The sequence below is a fragment of the Streptomyces sp. NPDC058985 genome (assembly GCF_042740985.1).
Taxonomy (GTDB): Bacteria; Actinomycetota; Actinomycetes; order Streptomycetales; family Streptomycetaceae; genus Streptomyces.
On record NZ_JBHYJX010000024.1, the window covers coordinates 76661 to 100911 of the forward strand.

The 24251-nt window shown below is 73.8% G+C and carries 23 protein-coding genes; 16 read left to right on the top strand and 7 right to left on the bottom strand.

The annotated features are described in order from the left end of the window. The first annotated feature begins 37 nt into the window (after window positions 1–37). Entirely contained in the window at window positions 38–1084 is a 1047-nt protein-coding gene (locus ACFW01_RS21735) for a DUF2510 domain-containing protein (protein WP_384505742.1), read from the top strand. A gap of 30 nt (window positions 1085–1114) precedes the next feature. Here ACFW01_RS21735 and ACFW01_RS21740 read toward each other — a convergent pair whose 3' ends face one another. Continuing rightward, entirely contained in the window at window positions 1115–2317 is a 1203-nt protein-coding gene (locus ACFW01_RS21740; RefSeq protein WP_384505686.1) for an amino acid deaminase/aldolase, read from the bottom strand. A gap of 1370 nt (window positions 2318–3687) precedes the next feature. On the opposite strand from ACFW01_RS21740, the gene ACFW01_RS21745 reads away from it, so the two are divergent. Together ACFW01_RS21745 and mycP are read left to right on the top strand one after the other, a co-directional pair. Next, window positions 3688–4695 carry a hypothetical protein gene (locus tag ACFW01_RS21745; protein ID WP_384505689.1) on the top strand — a complete coding sequence of 336 codons (1008 nt, stop codon included), beginning with the start codon at window positions 3688–3690 and terminating at the stop codon, window positions 4693–4695. Continuing rightward, a complete protein-coding gene (mycP, locus tag ACFW01_RS21750; RefSeq protein ID WP_384505691.1) occupies window positions 4692–5888 on the top strand; it encodes a type VII secretion-associated serine protease mycosin in 1197 nt (398 codons plus the stop codon). The genes ACFW01_RS21745 and mycP overlap by 4 nt, the downstream gene beginning before the upstream one ends. On the opposite strand, the gene ACFW01_RS21755 is transcribed toward mycP, so the two are convergent. Continuing rightward, complete coding sequence (locus ACFW01_RS21755) at window positions 5873–6637, bottom strand: serine hydrolase (protein WP_384505694.1); 765 nt, start codon at window positions 6635–6637, stop codon at window positions 5873–5875. The genes mycP and ACFW01_RS21755 overlap by 16 nt on opposite strands. Before the next feature lie 112 nt (window positions 6638–6749). Here ACFW01_RS21755 and ACFW01_RS21760 point away from each other — a divergent pair, with 112 nt between their 5' ends. Together ACFW01_RS21760 and ACFW01_RS21765 are read left to right on the top strand one after the other, a co-directional pair. Next, window positions 6750–7313, top strand: a complete 564-nt coding sequence (locus ACFW01_RS21760; RefSeq protein ID WP_384505697.1) for a GNAT family N-acetyltransferase — start codon at window positions 6750–6752, stop codon at window positions 7311–7313. Between the two features lie 11 nt (window positions 7314–7324). Then, window positions 7325–8122, top strand: coding sequence for an SseB family protein (locus tag ACFW01_RS21765; protein ID WP_384505700.1), 798 nt, complete (start codon window positions 7325–7327; stop codon window positions 8120–8122). Here the strand turns inward: ACFW01_RS21765 and ACFW01_RS21770 are convergent. Beyond that, complete coding sequence (locus ACFW01_RS21770) at window positions 8113–8469, bottom strand: DUF1844 domain-containing protein (RefSeq protein ID WP_234958362.1); 357 nt, start codon at window positions 8467–8469, stop codon at window positions 8113–8115. The genes ACFW01_RS21765 and ACFW01_RS21770 overlap by 10 nt on opposite strands. 385 nt (window positions 8470–8854) lie before the next feature. On the opposite strand from ACFW01_RS21770, the gene infC reads away from it, so the two are divergent. From infC to ACFW01_RS21815, 9 genes are all read left to right on the top strand, one after another. After that, on the top strand, window positions 8855–9508 hold the full coding sequence (gene infC, locus ACFW01_RS21775; protein ID WP_125493105.1) for a translation initiation factor IF-3: 654 nt from the start codon (window positions 8855–8857) through the stop codon (window positions 9506–9508). Window positions 9509–9616: 108 nt separating this feature from the next. Further along, on the top strand, window positions 9617–9811 hold the full coding sequence (gene rpmI / locus ACFW01_RS21780; RefSeq protein ID WP_003977225.1) for a 50S ribosomal protein L35: 195 nt from the start codon (window positions 9617–9619) through the stop codon (window positions 9809–9811). 97 nt (window positions 9812–9908) lie between these two features. Beyond that, complete coding sequence (gene rplT, locus ACFW01_RS21785; RefSeq protein ID WP_004002577.1) at window positions 9909–10292, top strand: 50S ribosomal protein L20; 384 nt, start codon at window positions 9909–9911, stop codon at window positions 10290–10292. 181 nt (window positions 10293–10473) lie between these two features. Further along, a complete protein-coding gene (locus ACFW01_RS21790) occupies window positions 10474–11322 on the top strand; it encodes an RNA methyltransferase (protein WP_234958361.1) in 849 nt (282 codons plus the stop codon). Between the two features lie 50 nt (window positions 11323–11372). Beyond that, a complete protein-coding gene (locus tag ACFW01_RS21795) occupies window positions 11373–12512 on the top strand; it encodes an ATP-binding protein (RefSeq protein ID WP_384505707.1) in 1140 nt (379 codons plus the stop codon). A gap of 180 nt (window positions 12513–12692) precedes the next feature. After that, window positions 12693–13814 carry a phenylalanine--tRNA ligase subunit alpha gene (gene pheS, locus ACFW01_RS21800; protein ID WP_384505710.1) on the top strand — a complete coding sequence of 374 codons (1122 nt, stop codon included), beginning with the start codon at window positions 12693–12695 and terminating at the stop codon, window positions 13812–13814. Continuing rightward, a complete protein-coding gene (gene pheT / locus ACFW01_RS21805; RefSeq protein WP_384505713.1) occupies window positions 13814–16336 on the top strand; it encodes a phenylalanine--tRNA ligase subunit beta in 2523 nt (840 codons plus the stop codon). Before pheS ends, pheT begins: the two co-directional genes overlap by 1 nt. A gap of 458 nt (window positions 16337–16794) precedes the next feature. Beyond that, window positions 16795–18135 (top strand): transcriptional regulator, encoded by a 1341-nt coding sequence (locus tag ACFW01_RS21810; RefSeq protein ID WP_234958357.1) that lies wholly within the window; start codon window positions 16795–16797, stop codon window positions 18133–18135. 120 nt (window positions 18136–18255) lie between these two features. Next, complete coding sequence (locus ACFW01_RS21815) at window positions 18256–18822, top strand: NUDIX hydrolase (protein ID WP_234958356.1); 567 nt, start codon at window positions 18256–18258, stop codon at window positions 18820–18822. Here ACFW01_RS21815 and ACFW01_RS21820 read toward each other — a convergent pair. Then, the gene (locus ACFW01_RS21820; RefSeq protein WP_114528873.1) at window positions 18819–19076 is read right to left on the bottom strand and encodes a hypothetical protein; all 258 of its coding nucleotides are present in this window, start codon (window positions 19074–19076) and stop codon (window positions 18819–18821) included. The genes ACFW01_RS21815 and ACFW01_RS21820 overlap by 4 nt on opposite strands. Window positions 19077–19274: 198 nt before the next feature. Next, window positions 19275–20147 (bottom strand): 3-hydroxybutyryl-CoA dehydrogenase, encoded by an 873-nt coding sequence (locus ACFW01_RS21825; RefSeq protein WP_122617274.1) that lies wholly within the window; start codon window positions 20145–20147, stop codon window positions 19275–19277. Window positions 20148–20323: 176 nt separating this feature from the next. On the opposite strand from ACFW01_RS21825, the gene ACFW01_RS21830 reads away from it, so the two are divergent. Further along, window positions 20324–21565: a family 10 glycosylhydrolase gene (locus ACFW01_RS21830; protein WP_234958355.1), complete on the top strand. Its 1242-nt coding sequence runs from the start codon at window positions 20324–20326 to the stop codon at window positions 21563–21565. A 25-nt stretch (window positions 21566–21590) separates the two neighbouring features. Here the strand turns inward: ACFW01_RS21830 and ACFW01_RS21835 are convergent, their stop codons facing one another. Both ACFW01_RS21835 and ACFW01_RS21840 read right to left on the bottom strand, forming a co-directional pair. Continuing rightward, window positions 21591–21785 carry a DUF1918 domain-containing protein gene (locus ACFW01_RS21835; RefSeq protein WP_122617272.1) on the bottom strand — a complete coding sequence of 65 codons (195 nt, stop codon included), beginning with the start codon at window positions 21783–21785 and terminating at the stop codon, window positions 21591–21593. Window positions 21786–21815: 30 nt separating this feature from the next. Next, window positions 21816–22742 carry a DMT family transporter gene (locus tag ACFW01_RS21840; RefSeq protein WP_234958354.1) on the bottom strand — a complete coding sequence of 309 codons (927 nt, stop codon included), beginning with the start codon at window positions 22740–22742 and terminating at the stop codon, window positions 21816–21818. On the opposite strand from ACFW01_RS21840, the gene ACFW01_RS21845 reads away from it, so the two are divergent. Further along, window positions 22741–24180: a PLP-dependent aminotransferase family protein gene (locus tag ACFW01_RS21845; RefSeq protein WP_234958353.1), complete on the top strand. Its 1440-nt coding sequence runs from the start codon at window positions 22741–22743 to the stop codon at window positions 24178–24180. The two genes, ACFW01_RS21840 and ACFW01_RS21845, sit on opposite strands and share 2 nt — an antisense overlap. The last annotated feature ends 71 nt before the right edge of the window (window positions 24181–24251 follow it).

Sequence of the window (24251 nt, forward strand, 5' to 3'; positions counted from 1 at the left end):
ATCACCGCGCGCGGCGTCCTACAGTGCCGGAATGAGCATGACGCCGCCGCCCGGCTGGTACCGCGACCCGTCGGCCGCCCACCAGGAACGCTGGTGGGACGGCACCGCCTGGACCGAGCACCGGCGCGCACCGGGAGCCACCGGGTACGGGGCGCCCGGGGACACCGGGTACGGCGCATCCGCGAGCACCGGATACGGCGCACCCGCGACCACCGGGTACGGCGCGGCCCAGCACCCGGCGCCCCGGGCGCAGCCCGGCCAGCCGCCGACCGTGCCGCTGTTCGCGGGCGGTGGACAGGGGCAGCAGGGCGGCACCGGGCGGGGAAAGGCCGTCGCCCTCACCGGCGCCGCGGCCGTGCTGGTCGCCGCGATCGTCACCGGTGTGTTCGTCCTGGGCGAGGACGACGGAGACGGTCCCGATACGCAGGCGCCGCCCGTGACACCGACCGCCACCGACCCCGCGCCGGTGACCGAGGAGCCGTCGCCCACCCCCTCCGGGTCCTCCGCGGACGACCCCGCCGTGGTCGAGGACCAGCTCAACGGCGTCACCTTCCCGCTGCCCGACGGCTGGGTCCTGCCCGAGCACGTCGCCGAGGACGACGTCATGATGACCACGGACGGCACCTACGACTGCCCGGCGGACGGCGGCGTGTGCCGGCACGGAATGGTCGTCTCCCGCACCGTCACGTCGAACGCCGAGTCCTCCCCGAAGACCCTCGCCCGGCAGGACATCGAGGACGCCGCCGACGACGCGTACGACCGCGACCTGGTCGGCAACAAGCCGTTCGGCGGCATCGAGTCGCACGAGGAGGTGGCGTCCGGGCAGGTCGCGGTCGCCGGACGCGCGGGCTACTACGTGCGCTGGCGGGTGGAGACGGCCAAGGGGCCCGGCGGCTACGTGCAGTCGCTGGTGTTCCCCTCCACCGTCGGCACCGAGTCCCCGGTCCTGGTCCGCTACGTCTTCGACGCGGGCGAGGACGGGCCGCCGCTCGCCGACATGGACACCATCACCCAGGGCATCCGGCCCATCGGCGACGCGGACACGGGCGGCGGCGTGGGCAGCGGTATCGGCCCGACGGACTGACGGACTGACGGCGCGATGGCACGTCGGGTCCTAGAGGAAGGTGTGCCCCTCGCCCCGGTACGTCGGGACCGTCGCCGTCACCGCGTCCCCCTCCACCAGGTGCAGCGTGTCGAACCGCTCGCACAGCTCACCGGCCTTGGCGTGCCGGAACCACACCTTGCCGCCGATCAGCAGGTCGTCGGCGGGCGAGCCGAGCAGCGGCGTCTGCACCTCGCCGGGGCCCTCCTGGGGGTCGTAGCGCAGCCCCTCGGGCAGATACGGCACCGGCAGCCGGTCGGCGCCGGCCGCGCCGGAGGCCGGATAGCCGCCGCCCAGCACCGTCACGACCCCGACGCCGGGACGCCGTACGACGGGCAGCGCGAACAGCGCCGCCGGACGCCCGGTGAACGAGGTGTAGTTGTCGAACAGGCGCGGCACGTACAGGCCGGACCCGGCGGCGATCTCCGTGACCGCCTCCTCGGCCGCCGTGTGCTGCACGCTGCCCGTGCCGCCGCCGTTGACGAACTCCAGGCCCGGCACCACCGCCCGCACGGCCCGCACCACGGCGGCGCGGCGCTCGGCGAGTTCCCGGCGGGCGGCGGCCTGCATCAGCCGCACCGCACGCGACCGCAGCGGGCGCCCGGCCACCGCGTCCCCGACCCCGGCGACATGACCCTCGTACGCCATGACACCGACGACCTCGAACCCCTTGCGGCGGGCCACCGCCCGGGCCAGGTCGGCCATCTCGGCGGGGGAGTGCAGCGGGGAACGGCGGGCGCCGACCCGTACCCGGCCGCCGAGCAGCCGCAGCGAGGTGTCCAACTCCAGGCAGACCCGCACGACTTCGCGCCCGCCGTCGCGGGCCCCGTCGATGAGGTCCAGCTGCGCCGGGTCGTCGACCATCACGGTCACCGCGGAGGCGAGCTTCGGGTCGGCGGTCAGCTCGGCGTATCCGGTGCGGTCCGCCGACGGGTAGGCGAGCAGCACGTCCTCGAAGCCGGAGCGGGCCAGCCACAGGGACTCGGCCAGGGTGTACGACATGAGGCCGGCGAAACCGTCCCTGGCCAGGGCGCGTTCCAGCAGGGCACGGCAGCGTACGGACTTGCTGGCCACCCGGACCGGCTTGCCGCCGGCCCGGCGGACCAGGTCGTCCGCGTTGGCGTCGAACGCCTCCAGGTCCACGATGGCCACGGGGGCGTCCAGATGGGAGGTGGCCCGGTCGTAACGGGCCCGGTCGGCGGCGCGCGCAGTCATGCCCGCAGCCTGCCAGACAGGATTACCGCAGGGTAGGGGGACGTTCCGGGCCAATGCCACGGGCGTGCGGACTGGTTCCCCGCCGGGCGGGGTCACGCCGTAGAGTGACGCGCACGCACGGCGAACGACCCCGGGCGGCCGGGCCCCCGGGCCCGCGCCGGGATGGCGGTCCTCGCGTGCGGGTATGCGTGCCCGGGACGGATCGGTCCGCGCCGGGCCGGGGCAGGAGACATCACCGGCCCGCGCCGGAGAACGGCCCGGGCCCGAGAAACGGGGGGTGCATGAGCACGGAAGCGCGCCGCGCCTCCCATCCGCCCCGCCCCACCGCCCCACCGGGGGAACACCCGCCACCGCCGGGCCCCGACGACCAGGCCTCCGCGGGGCGCCCCTGGACTCCGTCGCCCACCGCGTCCGGCTCGGGCACCGCCGCTCCGGCCCGGCCGCAGTTCCCGCCGCGTCCCGCGACGGAGCCTGCTCCGGCCGACGCCTCCCGGAACCCCGGCGCTCCTTCCCGTCCCGCCGCGCCCCCGCGCCCCGCGTCGCCCCCGGCGGCTTCCGGAGCGGTCGAGGGCGGTGCCGCGGCCGCGTCGGTCACCGCGTCCGGTTCCGGCACCGCCGATCTCACGGGCGCCGCGGCACACCCGCGCCCCACCACGCCGCCCCGCCCCGCCCAGGCGCCGGCGTCGCACGACCCCGACGCGGCGGGAGCCGGCCGGCGTTCGTCGGGCATGTCGGACCCCGTCCCCGGGCAGCGCCCGCAGGCCCCGTCCCGGGACACGGGGCGGGGCGAGACCCCGGGCCGAGAGCCTTCGTCGTCCCCGGAGGCACCCCCGAGGACCCGGCCCCCGTACCCGCGCCTCCGCCCAGACGACCGCTCACGCGGCGGACAGGGACAGGACGTACCTCCACCGCGTGCTTCGGCCCGGTTCCCGGATGCTCCGCCGTCTGTCGGGCGGGACGCCGAGCCGCGTTCTTCGGCGCGGTTCCCGGATGCTCCGCCGTCTGTTGGGCGGGACGCCGAGCCGCGTGCTTCGGCGCGGTTCCCGGATGCTCCGCCGTCTGTTGGGCGGGACGCCGAGCCGCGTGCTTCGGCGCGGTTCCCGGATGCCCCGCCGTCCGTCGGGCGGGACGCCGCACCACACGCTTCCGCCCGCTTTCCCGACGCCCCGCCCACCGTCGGCAGCGATGCCCCGGCTCCCGGCGTCACCCGCCCGGAAACACCCGGCACGCGCTCGGCGGCGCCCACCGCGCGCCCGGACGTGCCCGCCGCACGCCCTCCGGGCGCCGCGCCGGGCTCGCCCCCGCGTGACGTTCCCGCGGCCCAGGACCCGCCTCGCCGCCCGGTGGGGCCCACGGCGCACGGCGCCGGTGTGGGCGAGGACCTCCGGGGAACCGGGGCGTCCCGGCCGGCGGCCCGGCGGACCGGCGTCCCCGAGGAGACCCCCTCCGAGACGACCCGGCGGCTGCGGCCGGTGCCGCCCGAGCCGGTGGCGGGCCGCGACTCCGGGCCCGACCCCGCGTTCTCCTGGAGCGCCCCGGTGGTGCCCGGCGACGGGCGGCCCCGGGTGTCGTTCGGGCGGCCCGAGGGGTACGACGGGCTCGCCCGGCCCCGCCCGCTCGGCGGCCGGCTGCGGCCGCAGGCCCTCGCCGCCGCGGTCTGTCTCGTGCTCGGCGTGGGGCTCCTCACCGGAGCGGTCACCGGCAGCTGGCTCGCCGGGGACTCCGGGGACGGGGGCGCGCGCAGCGCGTTCACCGAGGCCGGAGACCTGTGGCACAGCGTGCCGGTCGACCAGCTGTTCCCGCCCACCGTGCGCGGCCAGGGCGCCGGCCCCGGCGGCGCCGACCGCACCTGGACGCGGATCGCGGTCGCCCCGGACGGCGAGTGCGCCGCCGCCTTCGACCGGCTGCTCGCCAAGGTGCTGGACCCGGTCGGCTGCCGGCGCCTGCTGCGCGCCACGTACACCGACGCCACCCGGAGCCACGTCACCACCGTCGGCATGCTGTTCACCAAGGCCGACGCCGCCGCCATGACCTCACTGGCGAAGCGGTTCGAGAAGGAGGGCCTGGGCGGCCGCGACGACCTGATGCCGCTGCCGTACGCCGCGAAGGACACCGTCGCCGCCGGGTTCGGCGCCCCGCAGCGCGCCGCCTGGACCGTCTCCGTCCTCACCGACGCCCCCGTCGTCGTCTACGCCGTCTCCGGCTGGGCCGACGCCCGCACCGTCGACGACCCCCAGCCCGCCGGGGAGGCCATGGAGTCCGGCGCCACGTCCGCCCCCGCCCAGGCCGGCCTCGGCCACGAGGCGAAGGGCCTCGCCGACCGCGTCGAACGCGCCCTGCGCAAGAACGTGGGCCAGGCCACGGAGCACCCGTCGTGAACGCACCCCAGGTGAACACCCGCCGCGCCCGCCGGGCAGGCGCCGCCCTGAGCCTCCTGCTGGCGGGCGCCCTCGTGCTCGTCCCCGCCCCCACCGCCCACGCCGACGGCATCCGCGCCCAGCAGTGGGCCCTGGACGCCATGCACACCCAGGACGCCTGGCGCACCACCAAGGGCGCGGGCGTCACCGTCGCCGTCCTGGACACGGGCGTGGAGGCCGACCACCCCGACCTGGCCGGCAACGTCATCACCGGGAAGGACCTGGTCGGCTTCGGCGCGAGCGAGGGCGACCGCGCCTGGGCCCGGCACGGCACCGCCATGGCCGGGATCATCGCCGGGCACGGCCACGGCGCCGGCAACGCCGAGGGTGTCATGGGCATCGCCCCGGAGGCCAAGATCATGCCCCTGCGCGTGATCCTGGAGGACGGCGACCCCTCCCGTGCCAAGGCCCGCAAGACCCGCGGCAACGCCCTCGCCGAGGGCATCCGCTGGGCCGCGGACAACGGCGCCGACATCATCAACCTCTCCCTCGGCGACGACTCCGCCTCCGCGCACCCCGAACCCGCCGAGGACGAGGCCATCCAGTACGCCCTGAAGAAGGGCGTGATCGTCGTCGCCTCGGCCGGCAACGGCGGCGAGAAGGGCGACCACGTCTCCTACCCGGCCGCTTATCCGGGCGTCATCGCCGCCACCGCCGTCGACCGCTACGGCACCCGCGCCTCCTTCTCCACCCGCCGCTGGTACGCCACGGTCAGCGCGCCCGGCGTCGACGTGATCATCGCCGACCCCGACCACCGGTACTACGAGGGCTGGGGCACCAGCGCCGCCTCGGCCTTCGTCTCCGGCGCCGCCGCCCTGGTGAAGGCGGCCCATCCGGACCTCGGCCCGGCCCAGGTCAAGGCCCTGCTGGAGGACACCGCGCGCAACGCCCCCGCCGAGGGCCGCGACGACTCCCGCGGCTTCGGCTTCGTCGACCCCGCCGCCGCGATCGAGGCGGCCGGACGGCTGAAGCCGGAGGGCCTGAACCCGGCGGCCTACGGCGACAAGTACTTCGGCTCAGGCCCCGACACCGCCGACTCCGACGACTCCACCTCAGCCTGGGCGGCCCCGCTGGCCGGCGGCGCGGGCGGCGTCCTCGTGGTCGCCGCCGTGGTCCTGTGGCGCGGCCGCCGCGAACGCTACGACGACTTCTGAGTCCGCTCCGCCCGGCGACTCCCCTCGCCCTCCTCGGCGAGGACGGACACCGCGGCCCGGGCCGCCGCCTCGACCACCGCGATCCCCTCCGCCAGCGTCGCGCTGCCCCGCGACACCACCGCGACCAGCCGGTCGTGACCGTCCGAGGTGACCCGCCCGACGCTGTTGACCACCCACAACCCGGTGGTGCTCCGCCGCAGCCAGCCGTTCTTCAGCGCCCACGCGGAACCGTCGGCCGCCGCCGACACCCCCCACCGCTGACCGTCCGTGATCCGCCCCATCAACCCGGTCACGTACGCCCGTGCGTCCGTGCTCAGCTGGGAACCCTCCGCGACGAACAACTGCCGCAGCAGCGCGACCTGATCAACGGCCGTCGTCCGGGTCAGCCCCCACAGCGTCCCCTCGCCGCCCGCGCTCCCCGTCAGCCCGAACCGCTCGTTCGCCGCGTCCAGCCCCCGCGCCCCGCCGATCGCCCGCCACAGCGCCGAGGCCGAGTCGTTGTCACTCCGCTCGACCATCGCGACGGCATGCGCCCGCTCCGCGACGGTCAGCGCGCGCCCCGCGTCCCGCGCCCGGAGCAGCAGCGCCGCCAGAATGCCGACCTTGACGATGCTCGCCGTCTCGAAGACTCCCGCCCCGTGGGCCGCCCCCACCCCGGTCTCCGGATCAAGCCCCGCCACCGCGACCTCGACGCCGTCCGCCACAGGCACCGACGCCATGAGGCCGGCCAGCGACGCGTCCCGCTCCATGCCCACCCCTCCCGCCCACGGTCACCGGCACCGACACCGGCACCGTCACCGCCGACGATACGACGCCACGCCGGCCTTGATCACCGACCGGGCCCGCTGGTTGGCTGTCCGCATGACCGGACTCGGAGACGTCCCGTGGCCGCCGCCCGCCCCCATCAGGACCGAGCGGCTCGTACTCCGTGCGCCCGAGGCCAGGGACCGTCCGGTGTTCGTCGAACTGCTGGCCTCGGCAGAGGTGCACACCTATCTCGGAGGCCCCCGGCCGCGTGATGAGCTGGAGCGCGAGTTGCCCGCGGTGCCCGAGCGGTGGCCGGGGAGCTTCGTCGTCGACCTCGACGGGGCGATGATCGGCCAGATCCTGCTCCGGAGGGCGTCGGAGCGCCATCGCCCGGCCGCGTCGGGGAAGGCCGACCTCGGATACCTGTTCCTGCCCCGGGCGTGGGGTCTCGGGTACGCCCAGGAGTCGTGTGCGGCGGCCCTCGACTGGTTCGACGGCGTCCTTCCCGGCGAGCCGGTGGCGCTGGCCACCCAGACCGCCAACGTGGGCTCCATGCGCCTCGCGGCAAGGCTGGGGTTCGCCGAGGTGGAGCGGTTCCGGGCCTGGGACGCCGAGCAGTGGCTCGGCCTGCGGTCCCCGGCCGCGCCCCCTCGTCGGCCGGCGGACACCCTGAACTAGGGTCGGGGACCGTGGCGAACAAGAACATTCCCGACTCCGGCTACTCCGACGACGACGGCTCCGCCGATCCCCGGCTCGATGCCGCGCTCGCCGCCTGGGCCGAGGACCGGACCGCTCTGGCGCCGGTGCTGGAGGCGCTCAAGGGTGCCCGGCTGCTGGTGCCTGTCGTGGCCGTCCTCGGTGAGGTGGAGGAGGACAGTCAAGAGGGGCGCGAAGCTCTTTGGAAGGGTGGTGGTGGGCGACGGGAGGGCGGGCTGCGCCGGGAGAAGACCAGTGACATGGCGGTGCCCACGCTGAAGGCCGGCGGCCGTACCGCGCTGCCCGCCTTCACGTCCACCGCGTCGCTCGCCCGCTGGGATCCCGCGGCCCGCCCCGTCGCCGTACCCGTGCACCAGGCGCTGCAGGCCGCCGCGCACGAGAAGGCGGACACGGTCGTCCTCGATCTGGCCGGACCGGTCCCGTTCGAGCTGACCGGAGCGGTGCTGCTGGCGCTGGCCGAGGGACGCACGACGACCGACCCGCTCGCCGATCCGGCCGTCACCGGTGCCGTACGCGCCGTCCTGGCCGCGGAGCCGGCCGTGCTCCGGGCGCATCTCGGACGGGGCCGCGCCGACGGCACGCTGGCACTGGTCCTGGATCCGGGGGAGGACGACCCGGCGAAGGCGGCCCGTGCCGTCGCCGAACGGCTGGCCGCCGACGAGACGCTGAGGGCCCGCCTGGTGCGCGGCCTCGACCTGGCACTGCTGCCGGCCGGGGCGACGCCGCCGGGCGAGCCCTTGTACGTGCGGGAGGGGCGGGGTCAGCGGTAGACGGGCCCCGTGTACTTCTCGCCCGGACCCTGACCCGGCTCGTCCGGGACGAGCGAGGCCTCGCGGAAGGCCAGTTGGAGCGACTTCAGGCCGTCCCGCAGCGGCGCCGCGTGGAAGGAGCTGATCTCGGTCGCCGTCGCGTCCAGCAGGCCGCCCAGCGCGTGCACCAGCTTGCGCGCCTCGTCCAGGTCCTTGTGCGCCTCGCCCTCCTCGGTCAGCCCCAGCTTCACGGCGGCGGCGCTCATCAGGTTGACGGCGACCGTCACGATCACCTCGACCGCGGGGACCTCCGCGATGTCGCGGGTCATGGCGTCGAAGTCGGGCGTCTCAGGCGGGGTGTCACTCATGCCGCACACGATAGGCGCAGCGGCGGACCACCCCCCACTCGGTCTCGGTTAGCCCTTCCCTCGCCGAGCTGCTAACCTTGTGTAACGACCGGTCGGACACGCACGCCCACGGCTGCGGATCCGGCCCACAAGTGGAGGCTCCGATCTCCCACCTGGCCGTCCTCCGGGACGGCGGGTCACCGGTCAGGCGGTCCCGTCCCAGCGGCGGCGACCGGCCCGAAATCGCGCCCCGCGGTCATCGCGGCGGTGCTCCGGTAGTAGTCCGAGGAGCCCCGCCTGTGATCGTCCGGGGCATTTTTTGTGCGCCGGCGCGGTTAGGTCTATCGAACACAGACGTTACGCGGCTGTTTGCCAGACCGTCGCGTGGTGCTACCGAGGAGGATCCATCAGCGCCGAGCCCCGCATCAACGACCGGATTCGCGTTCCCGAGGTGCGACTTGTCGGTCCCAGCGGCGAGCAGGTCGGGATTGTTCCGCTTGCCAAGGCCCTGGAGCTTGCGCAGGAGTACGACCTCGACCTCGTCGAGGTCGCGGCGAACGCCCGTCCGCCTGTCTGCAAGCTCATGGACTACGGGAAGTTCAAGTACGAGTCGGCCATGAAGGCCCGTGAGGCGCGCAAGAACCAGGCGCACACGGTCATCAAGGAGATGAAGCTCCGGCCGAAGATCGACCCGCACGACTATGACACCAAGAAGGGTCACGTCGTCCGGTTCCTCAAGCAGGGCGACAAGGTCAAGATCACGATCATGTTCCGCGGCCGCGAGCAGTCCCGCCCCGAGCTGGGCTACCGACTGCTGCAGCGTCTCGCGGAGGACGTCCAGGACCTCGGCTTCGTGGAGTCGAATCCGAAGCAGGACGGCCGAAACATGATCATGGTTCTCGGTCCGCACAAGAAGAAGACCGAGGCGATGGCCGAGGCCCGTCAGGCGCAGGAAGCGCGCAAGGCGGACGCGAAGGCCAACCCCGGTAAGTCGCAGAACGCCGCGGAGGCCGACGCCGAGGGCGCCGAGGCTCCGGCCCAGGAACCCGCCGAGGCGTGACCCCGGGGGGACGCGAGTCCCCAGGACCAACCGATACAAGCGACGCTCCACCGTGCCCGGTTTCACGACCGGGCACCGGAGCGCCACCGACGAGGAGAGAACGGCGCTATGCCGAAGAACAAGTCGCACAGCGGTGCCAGCAAGCGCTTCAAGATCACCGGCTCCGGCAAGGTGCTCCGTGAGCGCGCCGGCAAGCGCCACCTGCTCGAGCACAAGTCGTCCCGCGTGACGCGCCGCCTGACCGGCAACGCCGAGATGGCCCCGGGCGACGCCGCGAAGATCAAGAAGCTTCTCGGCAAGTGACGTACGGGCGCCACTGAGCGCCGTACGGCAGGACCGGGACCCCATCGATACCGGGCCGCGTGAGGATCACCGCGGCCCCGCTACAAGGAGTTAACAAGTGGCACGCGTCAAGCGGGCAGTCAACGCCCACAAGAAGCGCCGGGCGATCCTCGAGCAGGCCTCCGGCTACCGCGGTCAGCGTTCGCGCCTGTACCGCAAGGCCAAGGAGCAGGTCACCCACTCGCTGGTCTACAACTACAACGACCGCAAGAAGCGCAAGGGTGACTTCCGCCAGCTGTGGATCCAGCGCATCAACGCCGCTGCCCGCGCCAACGGCATCACGTACAACCGCTTCATCCAGGGCCTGAAGGCCGCCAACGTCGAGGTCGACCGCAAGATCCTCGCCGAGCTGGCCGTCAACGACGCCGGTGCCTTCGCGGCGCTGGTCGAGGTGGCGCAGAAGGCGCTGCCGAGCGACGTGAACGCGCCCAAGGCGGCGTGACGCTGCGCTGGCTTGAGCCGTAGTTGAAGGGACCCGCAGGCTCCAGCCTGCGGGTCCCTTCGATTGCCGTTGTCCGGTTCGTTGTCTGCTGCGGGTGCGTCGTGGCTGGTCGCGCAGTTCCCCGCGCCCCTGGAGGGCGCGTGCAGCCCGCGTCGAGATATCTGTGAACGTTAGGAAGAGCATGCGACCCGCCAGCCCCGAGCTGATCTCCCCCCGTTCTCCCCGTGTCCTGGCCGCGCGGCGGCTGGGGAAGCGGAACTTCCGGGGGAAGGAGCGGCTGTTCCTGGCCGAGGGGCCGCAGGCCGTGCGGGAGGCCGCCGGGTACGAGGACACGCTGGTCGAGCTGTTCGCCACCGTCGAGGCCGCCGAGCGGTACGCCGACATCATCGGGGCCGCGCGCGAGGCCGGGGTGCGCGTGCACCTCGCCGCCGAGCAGGTGATCGAGGACATCTCCACCACCGTCACCCCGCAGGGCCTGGTCGGGGTCTGCCGGTTCATCGACACCCCCTTCGACGAGATCCTCGCCGCCCGCCCCAGGCTCGTCGCCGTCCTCGCGCACGTCCGCGACCCCGGCAACGCGGGCACGGTGCTGCGCTGCGCCGACGCCGCCGGCGCCGAGGCCGTCGTCCTCACCGACGCCTCCGTCGACCTGTACAACCCCAAGGCCGTACGCGCCTCCGTCGGTTCCCTGTTCCACCTGCCGGTCGCCGTCGGCGTCCCCGTCGAGCGGGCCGTGGCCGGGCTGCGGGACGCCGGGGTCCGGGTGGTCGCCGCCGACGGCGCGGGGGAGCAGGACCTCGACGCCGAGCTGGACGCCGGCACCATGGGCGGCCCCACCGCCTGGGTGTTCGGCAACGAGGCCTGGGGGCTCCCCGAGGAGACCCGCGGCCTCGCCGACGCCGTCCTGCGCGTCCCGATCCACGGGAAGGCCGAGAGCCTGAACCTGGCGACCGCCGCCGCCGTATGTCTCTACGCGTCGGCGCGTGCACAGCGCGCCGCCGGAGGGTGCCGCTCCGTCACCAACGCCTAGTAGGGTGACCTGCCCAGGGCCCCCGCGTGGCTGAGAGGTGGGATACGGGGATGAGTGTCGGCACGAGCAGCGCGCCGGGAGCCCGGGGGGCGCCGCGTCCGCCCGCGCCCCGCACCCCCGGTGATCTCGCCGGCCTCGGACTGGACCCGGACGAGCTGCCCGACGGCCTGGTCGTCGCCGACGAGCGTGGCCGCGTCGTCTGCTTCAACGCCGCCGCCGCCCGCATCACCGCCGTCCCGGCCGCCGAAGCCCTCGGCCGGCCGCTGGAGAAGGCACTGCCCCTGGAGGACCTGGAGGGCCGCCGCTGGTGGCAGCTCACCGACCCCTACGGCGGCCTCGCCATCCGCGCCGGCCAGCCCGAGCGCAACCTCCTGCTCCCCGGCGGCCGGGAAGTCCTCGTCTCCGCCCGCTACGTCCGCGTCGAGCGGCTCGGCCCCGTCCACCGCATCGTCGTCACCCTGCGTGACACCGAGGCCCGGCGCCGTACCGAACGCAGCCACGCCGAGCTGATCGCCACCGTCGCCCACGAACTGCGCTCGCCCCTCACCTCCGTCAAGGGCTTCACGGCGACGCTGCTGGCCAAGTGGGAGAGGTTCACCGACGATCAGAAGCGGCTGATGCTGGAGACCGTCGACGCCGACGCGGACCGGGTCACCCGGCTCATCGCCGAGCTGCTGGACATCTCGCGGATCGACTCGGGCCGGCTGGAGGTCCGCCGCCAGCCCGTCGACATCGGCGCCGCCGTCGGCCGGCACATCCAGGCGTACGTCGCCTCCGGCCAGGAGGCCGACCGCTTCCTGCTCCGCCTCGGTCGGCCGCTGCCCGACCTGTGGGCCGACCCCGACAAGGTCGACCAGGTGCTGAGCAACCTGCTGGAAAATGCGGTGCGGCACGGCGAGGGAACCGTCACCATTGACATCACGCCCACGGCGTCCCCCCGCGAAGGGGAGGACGCCGGCACGTCGGTCACGGTGAGCGACGAAGGGGCCGGCATCCCGGAGGAGTCCATGAACCGCGTCTTCACCCGCTTCTGGCGGGGCAGCAAGCGCGGTGGCACCGGCCTCGGGCTGTACATCGTCAAGGGCATCGTCGAGGCCCACGGCGGCACCATCACGGTCGGCCGCGCCCCCGGCGGCGGCGCCGAGTTCCGATTTACGTTGCCCGTGGCGGCACCGGCGTATCTCACCTGAGCAGCATCTGAGACGGCCGACGACCCCCACGGGCGTGATCCGCGTTCCACAGCCCCGTTAGACTCGGTCTTTGGCACCTTTGCGTCCAGTTCCGCAGACGAAGCGTCGACGAAGCGTCTCCGCCCCGTCTCGGACCGTAGACGGGGCGTTCCAGCCAGCCAATCGGAAGCACGGGAAGAGATGTCGGCACCGAATAAGTCGTACGACCCTGTCGAGGTCGAGGCGTTGAAACCGGAAGAGATCGAGCGCATGCGGGACGAGGCGCTCGCCGCCTTCGCCGCAGCGAGCTCCCTCGACGCGCTCCAGGAGGCCAAGGTCGCCCACACCGGCGGGGCCTCTGCGCTGGCGCTCGCCAACCGCGAGATCGGCGCCCTGCCCCCGCAGGCCAAGGCCGACGCGGGCAAGCGCGTCGGCATGGCCCGCGGCGCGGTCAACAAGGCGCTGGCCGCCCGCCAGGCGGAGCTGGAGGCCGAGCGCGACGCGCGCGTGCTCGTCGAGGAGGCCGTGGACGTCACGCTGCCCCACGACCGCGTGCCGGCCGGCGCCCGCCACCCGCTCACCACGCTCTCCGAGCGCATCGAGGACGTCTTCGTGGCCATGGGCTACGAGGTCGCCGAGGGCCCCGAGGCCGAGGCCGAGTGGTTCAACTTCGACGCCCTCAACATCGGCCCGGACCACCCGGCCCGCGGCGAGGCCGACACCTTCTTCGTGCAGGGGCCGGACGGCGGCGCCGAGTCCGGCGTGGTGCTGCGCACCCACACCTCGCCCGTGCAGATCCGCTCCGCGCTCGACCGCGAGCTGCCGGTCTACGTGATCTGCCCCGGCCGGGTGTACCGCACCGACGAGCTGGACGCCACGCACACCCCCGTCTTCCACCAGGTCGAGCTGCTCGCCATCGACGAGGGCCTGACCATGGCGGACCTCAAGGGCACCCTGGACCACATGGTCCAGTCGCTGTTCGGCGCGGAGATGAAGACCCGGCTGCGGCCGAACTTCTTCCCCTTCACCGAGCCGTCCGCCGAGATGGACATGCTCTGCTACGTCTGCAAGGGCGCGTCCGTCGGCAACCCCGACCGGCCCTGCCGCACCTGCTCCAGCGAGGGCTGGATCGAGCTGGGCGGCTGCGGCATGGTCAACCCGCGGGTGCTCACCGCCTGCGGCATCGACCCGGCGAAGTACAGCGGCTTCGCCTTCGGGTTCGGCATCGAGCGGATGCTGATGTTCCGCCACAACGTCGAGGACATGCGAGACATGGTCGAGGGTGACGTCCGGTTCACCCGGCCGTTCGGGATGGAGATCTGATGCGGGTCCCGCTTTCCTGGCTGCGGGAGTACGTCGACCTGCCGGCCACCGAGACCGGCCGCGACGTGCAGGCCAAGCTGATTTCGGCCGGTCTGGAGGTCGAGACCGTCGAGCACCTCGGCGCCGACCTCAAGGGCCCGCTCGTGGTCGGCCAGGTGCTGACCATCGAGGAGCTGGAGGGCTTCAAGAAGCCGATCCGCTTCTGCACCGTCGACGTCGGACAGGCCAACGGCACCGGTGAGCCCCAGGAGATCGTCTGCGGCGCCCGGAACTTCGCCGTCGGCGACAAGGTCGTCGTGGTCCTCCCCGGCGCCACCCTGCCCGGCGGCTTCTCGATCTCCGCCCGCAAGACCTACGGCAAGACGTCCCACGGCATGATCTGCTCCGGCGACGAGCTGGGCATGGGCGACGACGGCAGCCACGGCATCATCGTGCTGCCGCCCGAGACCGAGGTCGGCAAGGACGCCATCGAGCTGCTGGAACTGGTCGACGAGGTGCTGGACATCGCCGTCACCGCCAACCGCGGCGACTGCCTGTCCCTCCGCGGCGTGGCCCGCGAGGCCGCCGTCGCCTACGGCCTGCCGCTGCGCGACCCGGCCCTCATCGACGTGCCGGGCCCCAACGCCTACGGCTACCCCGTCAAGATCGCCGACCCCGCCGGCTGCGACCGCTTCACCGCCCGCACGGTGACCGGACTCAGTGCCGAGGCGCGCTCCCCGATCTGGCTCCAGCGGCGCCTCCAGAAGGTCGGCATGCGCCCGATCTCGCTGGCCGTCGACGTCACCAACTACGTGATGATGGAGCTGGGCCAGCCCCTGCACGCCTACGACCGGGGCCTCGTCCAAGGCACCATCGGCGTGCGCCGGGCCGAGGAGGGCGAGAGGATCGTCACCCTCGACGGCGTCGAGCGGAAGCTGCACGCCGAGGACCTGGTCATCACCGACGACCGGGGCCCGATCGGTCTCGCCGGCGTCATGGGCGGCGCCAACACCGAGATCGCGGACCACGACGCCGCGGAGAACGGCGGCGACGCGACGAGTGACGTGGTCATCGAGGCCGCCCACTTCGACCAGGTGTCCATCGCGCGCACCGCCCGCCGGCACAAGCTGTCCTCCGAGGCCTCCCGCCGCTTCGAGCGCGGTGTGGACCCGCAGGCCGCCGCCGCTGCCGCGCAGCGCACCGTCGACCTGCTGGTGCTGCTCGCGGGCGGCACCGCCGAGGCCGGCGTCACGGAGATCAGCGCCCCCTCCGCACCGCACACCATCAGCGTCCCCGCCGACCACCCCGACCAGGTCGCCGGCGTCACCTACGGCCGCGAGACCGTCGTACGGCGCCTCCAGGAGGTCGGCTGCGATGTGTACGGGCAGGACGAGCTGATCGTCACCGTCCCGTCCTGGCGGCCCGACCTGACCGACCCGAACGACCTGGCCGAAGAGGTCATCCGGCTGGAGGGCTACGAGAACCTGCCCTCCACCCTGCCCAGGCCCTCCGCGGGCCGTGGCCTGACCTCCCGGCAGCGGCTGCACCGCCGGGTCGGCCGGGCGCTGGCCGGCGCGGGCTGCGTCGAGGCGCTCAACTACCCGTTCGTCAGCGAGCAGGTCTTCGACCAGCTCGGGCTGGACGCCGACGACCCGGCCCGCCGCGTCGTCAAGCTGGTCAACCCGCTCAGCGACGAGGAGCCCGCGCTGCGGACCACGCTGCTGCCGGGCCTGCTCGGCGCCCTGCGCCGCAACGACGGCCGGGGCTCGCACGACCTGGCGCTCTTCGAGACCGGCCTGGTCTTCCACCCGCGCGACGAGCGGCGGGTCGCCGCCAACCTGCCGGTCGACCGGCGGCCCGGCGACGACGACCTCGCCGCACTGGACGCCGCGCTGCCCGACCAGCCGCGGCACGTCGCGGTCGTGCTGACCGGCGCGCGGGAGCAGGCCGGCTGGTGGGGCAAGGGCCGTCCGGCCGACTGGGCCGACGCCGCCGAGGCGGCACGCCTGGTGGCCCGGGAGGCCGGCGCCGAGCTGATCCTCCGCAAGGGACAGTACGGGCCGTGGCACCCCGGGCGCTGCGCCGAGCTGATCGTCACGGTCGACGGCACGGAGCGGGTCGTCGGACACGCGGGTGAGCTGCACCCCCGGGTGCTCAAGGCGCTCGGTCTGCCCGCGCGTACCTGCGCGATGGAGCTGGACCTCGACGTCGTGGCGCGGGCGGGCAACGACACCCCGCAGGCGCCGGGCATCTCCACGTTCCCGGTGGCGACGCAGGACGTCGCCCTGGTCGTCGACGCGTTCGTCCCGGCGGCCGAGGTCGAGGCCGCCCTGCGGGACGGCGCCGGTGAACTGCTGGAGTCCATCCGGCTGTTCGACGTCTACGACAACGCGGAGCAGCTGGGTGAGGGGCGCAAGTCCCTCGCGTACGCGTTGCGTTTCCGCGCGGGGGACCGGACGCTCACCGTCGACGAGGCGTCGGCCGCGCGGGACGCGGCGGTTGCCCTCGCGGGCGAGCGGGTCGGAGCGGTGCTGCGCAGTTAGCGGTTCGGGTTCGCCCAAGGGGCGGGGGCTTCTGCCGGTTGGCGGCCGCGGGTACGTCGTGGTCGCTCGCGCAGTTCCCCGCGCCCCTTCAGGGACGTAACCTGAACGCCGCCAAGGGGCGCGGGGAACTGCGCGACCAGCCACAGCGCACCCGCACTCGACAGCGCACCCGCACCCTGAACGGCGTCGAGTCGCCCCGCACGGCCGGCGGAGCCGTCCGCCCCGCCACGGAGTGTCGGGCAGGCAGCCGGGCGGACGGCGTGGAAACGGGCCGCCGCACTGTACGAGGGGGAGCCGGCGGCCCGGCCGGCCTCTTTCGAGGTCCCTCAGTCAAGCGGCCCGGAACTCTCCGCGACAGTGCGCACACGCTGTGGATGCGCGTACTCCGTTCACACCCCGTGTGAAGCCCGGCACACTACGCTGTCGGCACCGAGTCACCGCGGCACCGGGGGGCACCCATGCAGCCCAACACCCTGCTCGACGCGATCCTGGACGAGGCCGGGATCTCGCACGCGGGACTGGCCGCGCACGTCAACCAGGCGGGACGCGCCCGCGGGCTGGCGCTGAGGTACGAACACACCGCCGTCGCACGGTGGTTGAAGGGCCAGCGCCCGCGCGGCCAGGTGCCCGACCTGATCTGCGAGGTCCTCGCCTCCCGCCTGCACCGCCCCGTCACGCTCGACGACATCGGCCTCGGGGTGCCCGGCGAACCGGCCGCCCCGCACACCGGCTCGCTCTCCGGGTTCGTGGAGCGCGCCACCGCCCTGTGGCGCTCCGACCAGCAGCGGCGCCCGCACATCCTCGGCGCCCCCGCGCTCACCGGCACGCCCGCGGTGATGCCGGTCTGGGAGTGGGAGAACCCGCCCGAGGACGTCGACGTCTCCCGCGGCGGGCGGCACCGGGTGACCGCCGCCGACCTGGAGATGCTGCGCTGCGCCCGGGCCCACTACGAGCAGATGTACCGCAAGGCCGGCGGCATGGCGACCCGCGCCCGCATCGTCGGCTTCCTCAACTCCGAGGCCGCGCCGCTGCTGCGCGGCGGCTACACCGACGCCACCGGACGCCAACTGCACCGGGCCACCGGCGGCCTGGTGGCGGTCGCCGGGATCTGCGCGTACGACTCCGACGCGCACGGACTCGCGCAGCGCTACTTCCACCAGGCCCTGCGGCTCGCCAAGGCCAGCGGCGACCAGGGTCTCGGTGCCTACGTCATCGCGCTGCTGGTCAACCAGGCGCTGTTCATGCGGGAGCACCGGCAGGCCGTCGCCTTCGCCGAGGCCGCCCTGCGCGCCGCGGGCCGCCACATCACCCCGGCGCTCGCCTCCGACCTCTACGCGATGCAGGCGAAGGCGTACGCGCACCTCGGCGACGGCAGCGGCGCGCTGTCCTGCATCCGCCGGGCCGAGCAGGCCGCCGAACGCATCCGGCGCGGCTACGAACCCGACGAGACCGGCTATGTCCAGCCCGGACTGGTCAACGTCCAGGTCGCCGAGGCCCTGTTGAGCCTCGGGGAACTGTCGGCGGCCGGGGAGCACGCCGCCGCGGCCGTCGACAACCCGGCGCACGACCGCGGCCGGGTGCACCGGCTCGCCATGCTCAGCACCATCGAGCTGCGCCAGGGCAACGCCGACAAGGCGGTGGCCACCGCCTTGCAGATGGCCGAACAGGCCCGGGGCATGGAGTCCCAGCGCCTGCGCGACCGACTCCGCGCGGTGCGCGAGCACCTGGTGCGCAGCGGTTGCGCGGGCACGACCGAGGCCGCCGAACTCATCGACGGGGCACTGCGCGTACCGCTGTGATCCGTCCGCCCCTCGGGGCACACTGCGCCCACCACTGCGCCGTGAGCGGCCGCCGTGCGCCTGCTGCCGGGACGCTGCTGCTGCGATATTGCCACCTACTCCAAGAAAGGTGGCAGAACCGTGCAGTGGACGAAACAGAGCGAACAAAATGTGTACGCAAATCGCTGGTTCAGCGTCAATCTCGCCGATGTCGAACTACCGGACGGTCGGCATCTCGACCACTTCCTCATACGGATGCGCCCGGTGGCTGTGGCCACGGTCGTGAACGAGGCGAACGAGGTCCTCCTGCTGTGGCGGCACCGCTTCATCACCGACAGCTGGGGCTGGGAACTGGCGGCCGGCGTCGTCGAGGACGGCGAGGACGTCGCGGTGGCGGCGGCGAGGGAACTGGAGGAGGAGACCGGCTGGCGGCCGGGACCGCTGCGGCACCTGATGAGCGTGGAGCCGTCCAACGGGCTCACCGACGCCCGGCACCACGTCTACTGGGCCGACGAGGGCGCGTACGTCGGGCACCCCGTGGACGACTTCGAGTCGGACCGCCGGGAGTGGATTCCGCTCAAGCTCGTTCCCGACCTGGTCGCCCGCGGGGAGGTCCCGGCCGCCAACATGGCGGCCGCGTTACTCCTGCTGCACCACCTCAGGCTCGGGCAGGACGCCCCGCCCGATCTCGGCCGCCGGGCCGGCTAGCGTCCGAGGGCCTGCCAGACCGCCACGATCAGCGCGCCCAGGGCCGTGACGACGGCCACCGAGGGGAGAGGCCAGCGGGCGTGCTCCAGCGCGGTCAGCCGGGTACTGAGGTCCGCCAGCTCCTTGGCGGTCTCCTCGGTGCGGTGGGAGAGCAGGGCGTGCCCGCCCTCGACTCGGGCGTAGGCCACGTCCAGCCGGCGTCGTAACTCTGCGAGTTCTCCCTGGACGACGGGGTGCTCGGGATCGGCGGTCACGGACCGCTCCTTTCCGTAGTCGTCTCACATCCCTTGCATGTGCATGTCGAGTCAACTCGCCTGGTGGACGCGTGGGGAGAGTGTGCGGACGGCATATGCGTGCCCGGGGCGCACACGCCGTGTGAATGCCGCGGGCCCGGCACCACCTGAGGTGCCGGGCCCGTGCGCGTAGCTGCGCGTAATCAGCCGTAGGAGTAATCAGCCGTACGAGTAGAAGCCCGAGCCGCTCTTGCGGCCGAGCCGGCCCGCGTCGACCATGCGCTGGAGCAGCGGGGGAGCGGCGTACAGCGGCTCCTTGTACTCCTCGTACATCGAGTACGCGACCGAGGCGACCGTGTCCAGGCCGATCAGGTCCGCCAGTTTCAGCGGGCCCATCGGGTGGGCGCAGCCCATCTCCATGCCGTTGTCGATGTCCTCGCGGCTCGCGATGCCCGACTCGAACATCCGGATCGCGGAGAGCAGGTACGGGATCAGCAGCGCGTTCACCACGAAGCCGGAGCGGTCCTGGGCGCGGATGGCGTGCTTGCCGAGCACCTTCTCGGTGAACAGCTGCGCCCGGCTCAGCGTGCCCTCGGAGGTGGTGAGCGCCGGGATCAGCTCGACCAGCTGCTGCACCGGGGCCGGGTTGAAGAAGTGGATGCCGATGACATGGTCGGGCCGCGAGGTGGCGACCGCCAGCTTCACCAGCGGGATCGAGGAGGTGTTGGAGGCCAGGATCGCGTCCGGCCGGGTCACGACCTGGTCGAGCACCTGGAAGATCTCGGTCTTGACCTGCTCGTTCTCGACGACCGCCTCGATCACCAGATCACGGTCGGCGAACTCGCCGAGATCGGTGGTGAAGCTGAGCCGCGCCTGCGTGGCGTCCCGCTCCTCCTCGGTGATCTTGCCGCGCTCGGCGGCCTTGGCCAGCGAGTTGTACAGCCGGGTGCGGCCGATCTCCAGAGCCTCGCCCGTGGTCTCGGCGACCATCACCTCCAGACCGGAGCGGGCGCACACCTCGGCGATGCCCGCCCCCATCTGACCGCAGCCCACCACGCCGACGCGTGCGATATCTCCCGAGATGCCGGTCACATCGTCCCTTTCGCTGACTTCAAGGCTGGTAACAGGCGCACCGGGGTCCCCGGCGCCTGCTCCGATCGAGCACGTTACCCCCGAATGGTCACGGATCCGTCTCCCGGGTCGGGCATGCTGAGGCCCCGTACACGATCCGTGAGCGTGCGGATCCACAGCGTTCAGGAGGTCTCCCCATGGGCGGTGTCTCGCGTCGTGCCTTCGCGGTGGCGGCGTTGTCGGCGTTGACCGTGGCGCCCGCGGCGTCGGCGGCGCCGGTCTCCGCGCCGGAACCGCCGGTGCGCCGCGCCGCCGCCGGGATGCGGGGCATGTGGCTCGCCACGGTGGCCGGCCGCGACTGGCCCACCCGCGCCGGCCTGGGCGCCGCGGAGCAGCGCGCCGAACTGGTCGAGCACCTGGACAACGCGGTCCGGCACCGGCTGAACACGGTGTTCCTCCAGGTGCGGCCGACGGCCGACGCGCTGTGGCCCTCGCCGTACGAGCCGTGGTCGCAGTACCTGTCCGGCAGCCAGGGCCGCGACCCCGGCTGGGACCCGCTGGGCACGGCGGTCGACGAGGCCCACGCCCGCGGCCTGGAGCTGCACGCCTGGTTCAACCCGTACCGCGTCGCCCTGCACGACGACCCGAGCCACCTGATCCCCGCCCACCCCGCGCGCAAGCACCCCGCGTGGGTGGTGCCGTACGGCGGAAAGCTGTACTACAACCCCGGGCTGCCCGAGGTCCGGGCCTTCGTCCAGGACGCGATGCTCGACGCGGTGGAGAAGTACGCCGTGGACGGCGTCCACTTCGACGACTACTTCTACCCCTATCCGGTCACCGGCGAGAGCTTCGACGACGGCGCGGCCTTCAGCACCTTCGGTGCCGGCTTCGGCAGCCGGGCCGACTGGCGGCGGGACAACATCGACCGGCTGGTGCGCGAGACCGCGGCACGCGTCAAGAAGCTCCGCCCGTCCGCCCGCTTCGGGGTGAGCCCCTTCGGGGTGTGGCGCAACGCGGCCACCGACGAGCGCGGCTCGGACACCCGGGCGGGCGTCCAGACGTACGACGACCTGTACGCGGACACCCGCAAGTGGGTGCGCGAGGGCTGGCTCGACTACGTCGTGCCGCAGCTGTACTGGAGCATCGGCCAGAACGGTGCGGACTACGCGAAGCTGCTCCCCTGGTGGGCCGAGGTGGCCAAGGGCAGCCGGACGAAGCTGTACGTGGGTGAGGCGCTGTACAAGGCCGGGGACCCGGCACAGCCCGCCGCCTGGCAGGACCCGGCCGAGGTGTCCCGGCACCTCGCGCTCGCCGCGCGCCACCCGCAGGTGCGCGGACACGTCTTCTTCTCCGCCAAGGACGTGGCGGAGGACCGGGGCGGCGCGATGGCGCGGGTGGCGGCGGACCACTACACGCTGCCGGCCGCCGCCCCGCGCTGAGCCGGCTGCCCGGGATCCGCGCGGGCTAGAGCTGGATCTCCCGGTGCCGGATCTCGGTGTCGGGGCCGGGCGAGCACACGCCCTCGTGCCCGTCCTCGAACCGGACCCGGTACGGGGGAGAGCCCTTCTCGCCCAGAACCTCGACGATCTCGCCGACCTTGTCGTGTTCGCCGACCACCCGGCCGTGCTGCACCAGCTGGTCGCCCTTCATTGCGTGCATGCGTGGGGCCTCCTCGCCTGTGTGCCGCTCTCAGCCCCGGGCCCGCTGGGTGACCGCGATGCACACCAGTACCGCCGCGGCCGTCAGCGGAGCGGCCACCGTCAGGTGCTCGCCCAGGAGAAGTACCGACCACACCAGTGTGAGCAGCGGCTGGGCCAGCTGCAACTGGCTGGCCTTCGGGATCCCGATGGCCGCCATGCCCCGGTACCAGACGACCAGGCCGAGGAACTGCGAGCCCGCCGCCACCCACAGCAGCCCGGTCACGCTGTGCGCCGTCAGGTGCACCGGCTCGAACGACAGGGCGACCGCGGCCATCGGCACCGTCAGCGGCAGACACAGCACCAGCGCCCAGCCGATCACGTGCCAGCCCGGCATCACCCGGGCCAGCCGGCCGCCCTCGGTGTAGCCGGCCGCGCACACCAGCAGCGCCGCGAAGAGATAGGCGTCGGCCGAGGTCAGCGCCCCGCCGCTCTGCTGCACCGTGAAGGCGATCACGGCCGCCGCACCCGCCAGGGCGGCGAGCCAGAAGGTGCGCGAGGGCCGGGTGCCGACGCGCAGGGCGGAGAACAGCGCGGTCGTCAGCGGCAGCAGGCCGACCACGACGGCGGCGTGCGCGGTCGTCGACGTCTGGAGGGCGAGCGTGGTCAGGAGCGGAAAGCCCAGGACCACCCCGGCGCCGACCACCGCGAGACCGGCCCAGTGCCGCCGCTCGGGGACGGCCACGCGCAGGACGAGCAGGCAGCCCCCGGCGATCACCGCGGCCAGGATGCTGCGCACCGCGATCAGGGACCAGGGGCCGAAGCCCTCCAGGCCCCACGCGGTGGCCGGGAAGGTGAGGGAGAAGGCGAGGACGCCGAGCGCGGCCAGGAGCGTGCCGGAGGACCGGCCGCCGGTGCTCGCGGTCGAACCGCCCACTGCTATCCCGGACGGTGCGGTAGCGCTACTCTGTGCTCTCATGCAAGAGCGTAGCAGTGTCGCTGAACTGGTGAGTGAGTTGCGAGGAGAGCTGGACCGCTACTCACCCGGCGGAAAGCTCCCGTCGAGCAGGGCCCTCGTCGACCGGTTCCGGGTGAGCCCGGTCACCGTCTCCCGGGCCCTGGCGCAACTGGCGGCCGAGGGACTGGTGGTCACCCGGCCCGGCGCCGGCGCCTTCCGCGCCCGGCCGCGCCCCACGGCCGCACCCGCCGGGGACACCTCCTGGCAGGAGGTCGCGCTCAGCGCGGACGGCGCCGCCGACCCGGTACCGCGCACGGTGGACGCCTCGGGCGTGCTGGTCTCGCTGGCCGCACCGCCGCCCGGCGTCGTGGAGTTCAACAGCGGCTACCTGCATCCGTCGCTCCAGCCCGAGCGCGCGATGGCAGCGGCCCTGGCGCGGGCCGGGCGGCGGCCCGGTGCGTGGGGGCGGCCGCCGATGGAGGGGCTGCCGGAGCTGCGGGAGTGGTTCGCGCGCGGGATCGGCGGAGCCATCACGGCCGCCGAGGTGCTGATCACGGCGGGCGGACAGTCCGCGCTGACCACCGCCCTGCGCGCCCTCACCCCGCCCGGCACTCCGGTGCTGGTCGAGTCCCCGACGTACCCCGGCATGCTGGCCATCGCGCGGGCGGCCGGACTGCGCCCGGTGCCGGTCCCCGTGGATGCCGACGGTGTCCGTCCTTCCCTGCTCGCCGACGCCTTCCGGGCCACCGGCGCCCGTGTCCTGGTCTGCCAGCCCCTCTTCCAGAACCCGACCGGTGCCGTGCTCGCCCCGGAGCGGCGCGGTGAGGTGCTGCGCATCGCGCGGGCGGCCGGCGCCTTCGTGGTGGAGGACGACTTCGTACGGCGGATGGTGCACGAGGACGCCGGACCGCTGCCCGAGCCGCTCGCCGCCGACGACCCGGACGGCGTCGTGGTCCACGTCTGCTCGCTGACCAAGGCGACCTCGCCCAGCTTCCGGGTCAGCGCCCTGGCGGCGCGCGGGCCGGTGCTGGAGCGGCTGCGGGCCATCCAGGTCGTCGACACCTTCTTCGTGCCCCGGCCGCTCCAGGAGGCGGCGCTGGAACTCGTGGGGTCACCCGCCTGGCCGCGCCATCTGCGCGCGATCGCCGCCGAACTGAAGGACCGGCGCGACGCGATGACGTCCGCGCTGCGGCTGCACCTGCCCGAGGTGTCGCTGCCGCACATCCCGTCCGGCGGATACCACCTGTGGTTCCGCCTGCCCGACGGCACCGACGAGGTCGCGCTCACCGCGGCCGCCCTGCGCGCGGGCGTGGCGATCACCCCGGGCCGCCCCTACTTCAGCGCCGAACCCCCCGCGGCCCACCTCCGGCTGAGCTTCGCGGCGGTGGCGGGCGCCGGCGAGATCGCCGAAGGCGTACGACGGCTGCGCACCGCCTGCACGGAGACGTGGGGCGGCTGACGCGGCCCGGCGAGTGGATGGCGCTCACCTTCGGGTCGTGAATGGCGTGAATCCTGGGTAGCTTCGAGTAA

Bases quoted from the DNA above. Each gene is read 5' to 3' on its own strand.
- ACFW01_RS21790 (WP_234958361.1), top strand. From the start codon at position 10,474: ATGCGACCCGCCAGCCCCGAGCTGATCTCCCCCCGTTCTCCCCGTGTC.
- ACFW01_RS21740 (WP_384505686.1), bottom strand. From the start codon at position 2,317: ATGACTGCGCGCGCCGCCGACCGGGCCCGTTACGACCGGGCCACCTCC.
- ACFW01_RS21810 (WP_234958357.1), top strand. From the start codon at position 16,795: ATGCAGCCCAACACCCTGCTCGACGCGATCCTGGACGAGGCCGGGATC.
- ACFW01_RS21770 (WP_234958362.1), bottom strand. From the start codon at position 8,469: ATGAGTGACACCCCGCCTGAGACGCCCGACTTCGACGCCATGACCCGC.
- rpmI (WP_003977225.1), top strand. From the start codon at position 9,617: ATGCCGAAGAACAAGTCGCACAGCGGTGCCAGCAAGCGCTTCAAGATC.
- ACFW01_RS21735 (WP_384505742.1), top strand. From the start codon at position 38: ATGACGCCGCCGCCCGGCTGGTACCGCGACCCGTCGGCCGCCCACCAG.
- ACFW01_RS21755 (WP_384505694.1), bottom strand. From the start codon at position 6,637: ATGGAGCGGGACGCGTCGCTGGCCGGCCTCATGGCGTCGGTGCCTGTG.
- ACFW01_RS21835 (WP_122617272.1), bottom strand. From the start codon at position 21,785: ATGCACGCAATGAAGGGCGACCAGCTGGTGCAGCACGGCCGGGTGGTC.
- ACFW01_RS21795 (WP_384505707.1), top strand. From the start codon at position 11,373: ATGAGTGTCGGCACGAGCAGCGCGCCGGGAGCCCGGGGGGCGCCGCGT.
- ACFW01_RS21845 (WP_234958353.1), top strand. From the start codon at position 22,741: ATGCAAGAGCGTAGCAGTGTCGCTGAACTGGTGAGTGAGTTGCGAGGA.
- pheT (WP_384505713.1), top strand. From the start codon at position 13,814: ATGCGGGTCCCGCTTTCCTGGCTGCGGGAGTACGTCGACCTGCCGGCC.
- ACFW01_RS21830 (WP_234958355.1), top strand. From the start codon at position 20,324: ATGGGCGGTGTCTCGCGTCGTGCCTTCGCGGTGGCGGCGTTGTCGGCG.
- ACFW01_RS21840 (WP_234958354.1), bottom strand. From the start codon at position 22,742: ATGAGAGCACAGAGTAGCGCTACCGCACCGTCCGGGATAGCAGTGGGC.
- ACFW01_RS21760 (WP_384505697.1), top strand. From the start codon at position 6,750: ATGACCGGACTCGGAGACGTCCCGTGGCCGCCGCCCGCCCCCATCAGG.
- pheS (WP_384505710.1), top strand. From the start codon at position 12,693: ATGTCGGCACCGAATAAGTCGTACGACCCTGTCGAGGTCGAGGCGTTG.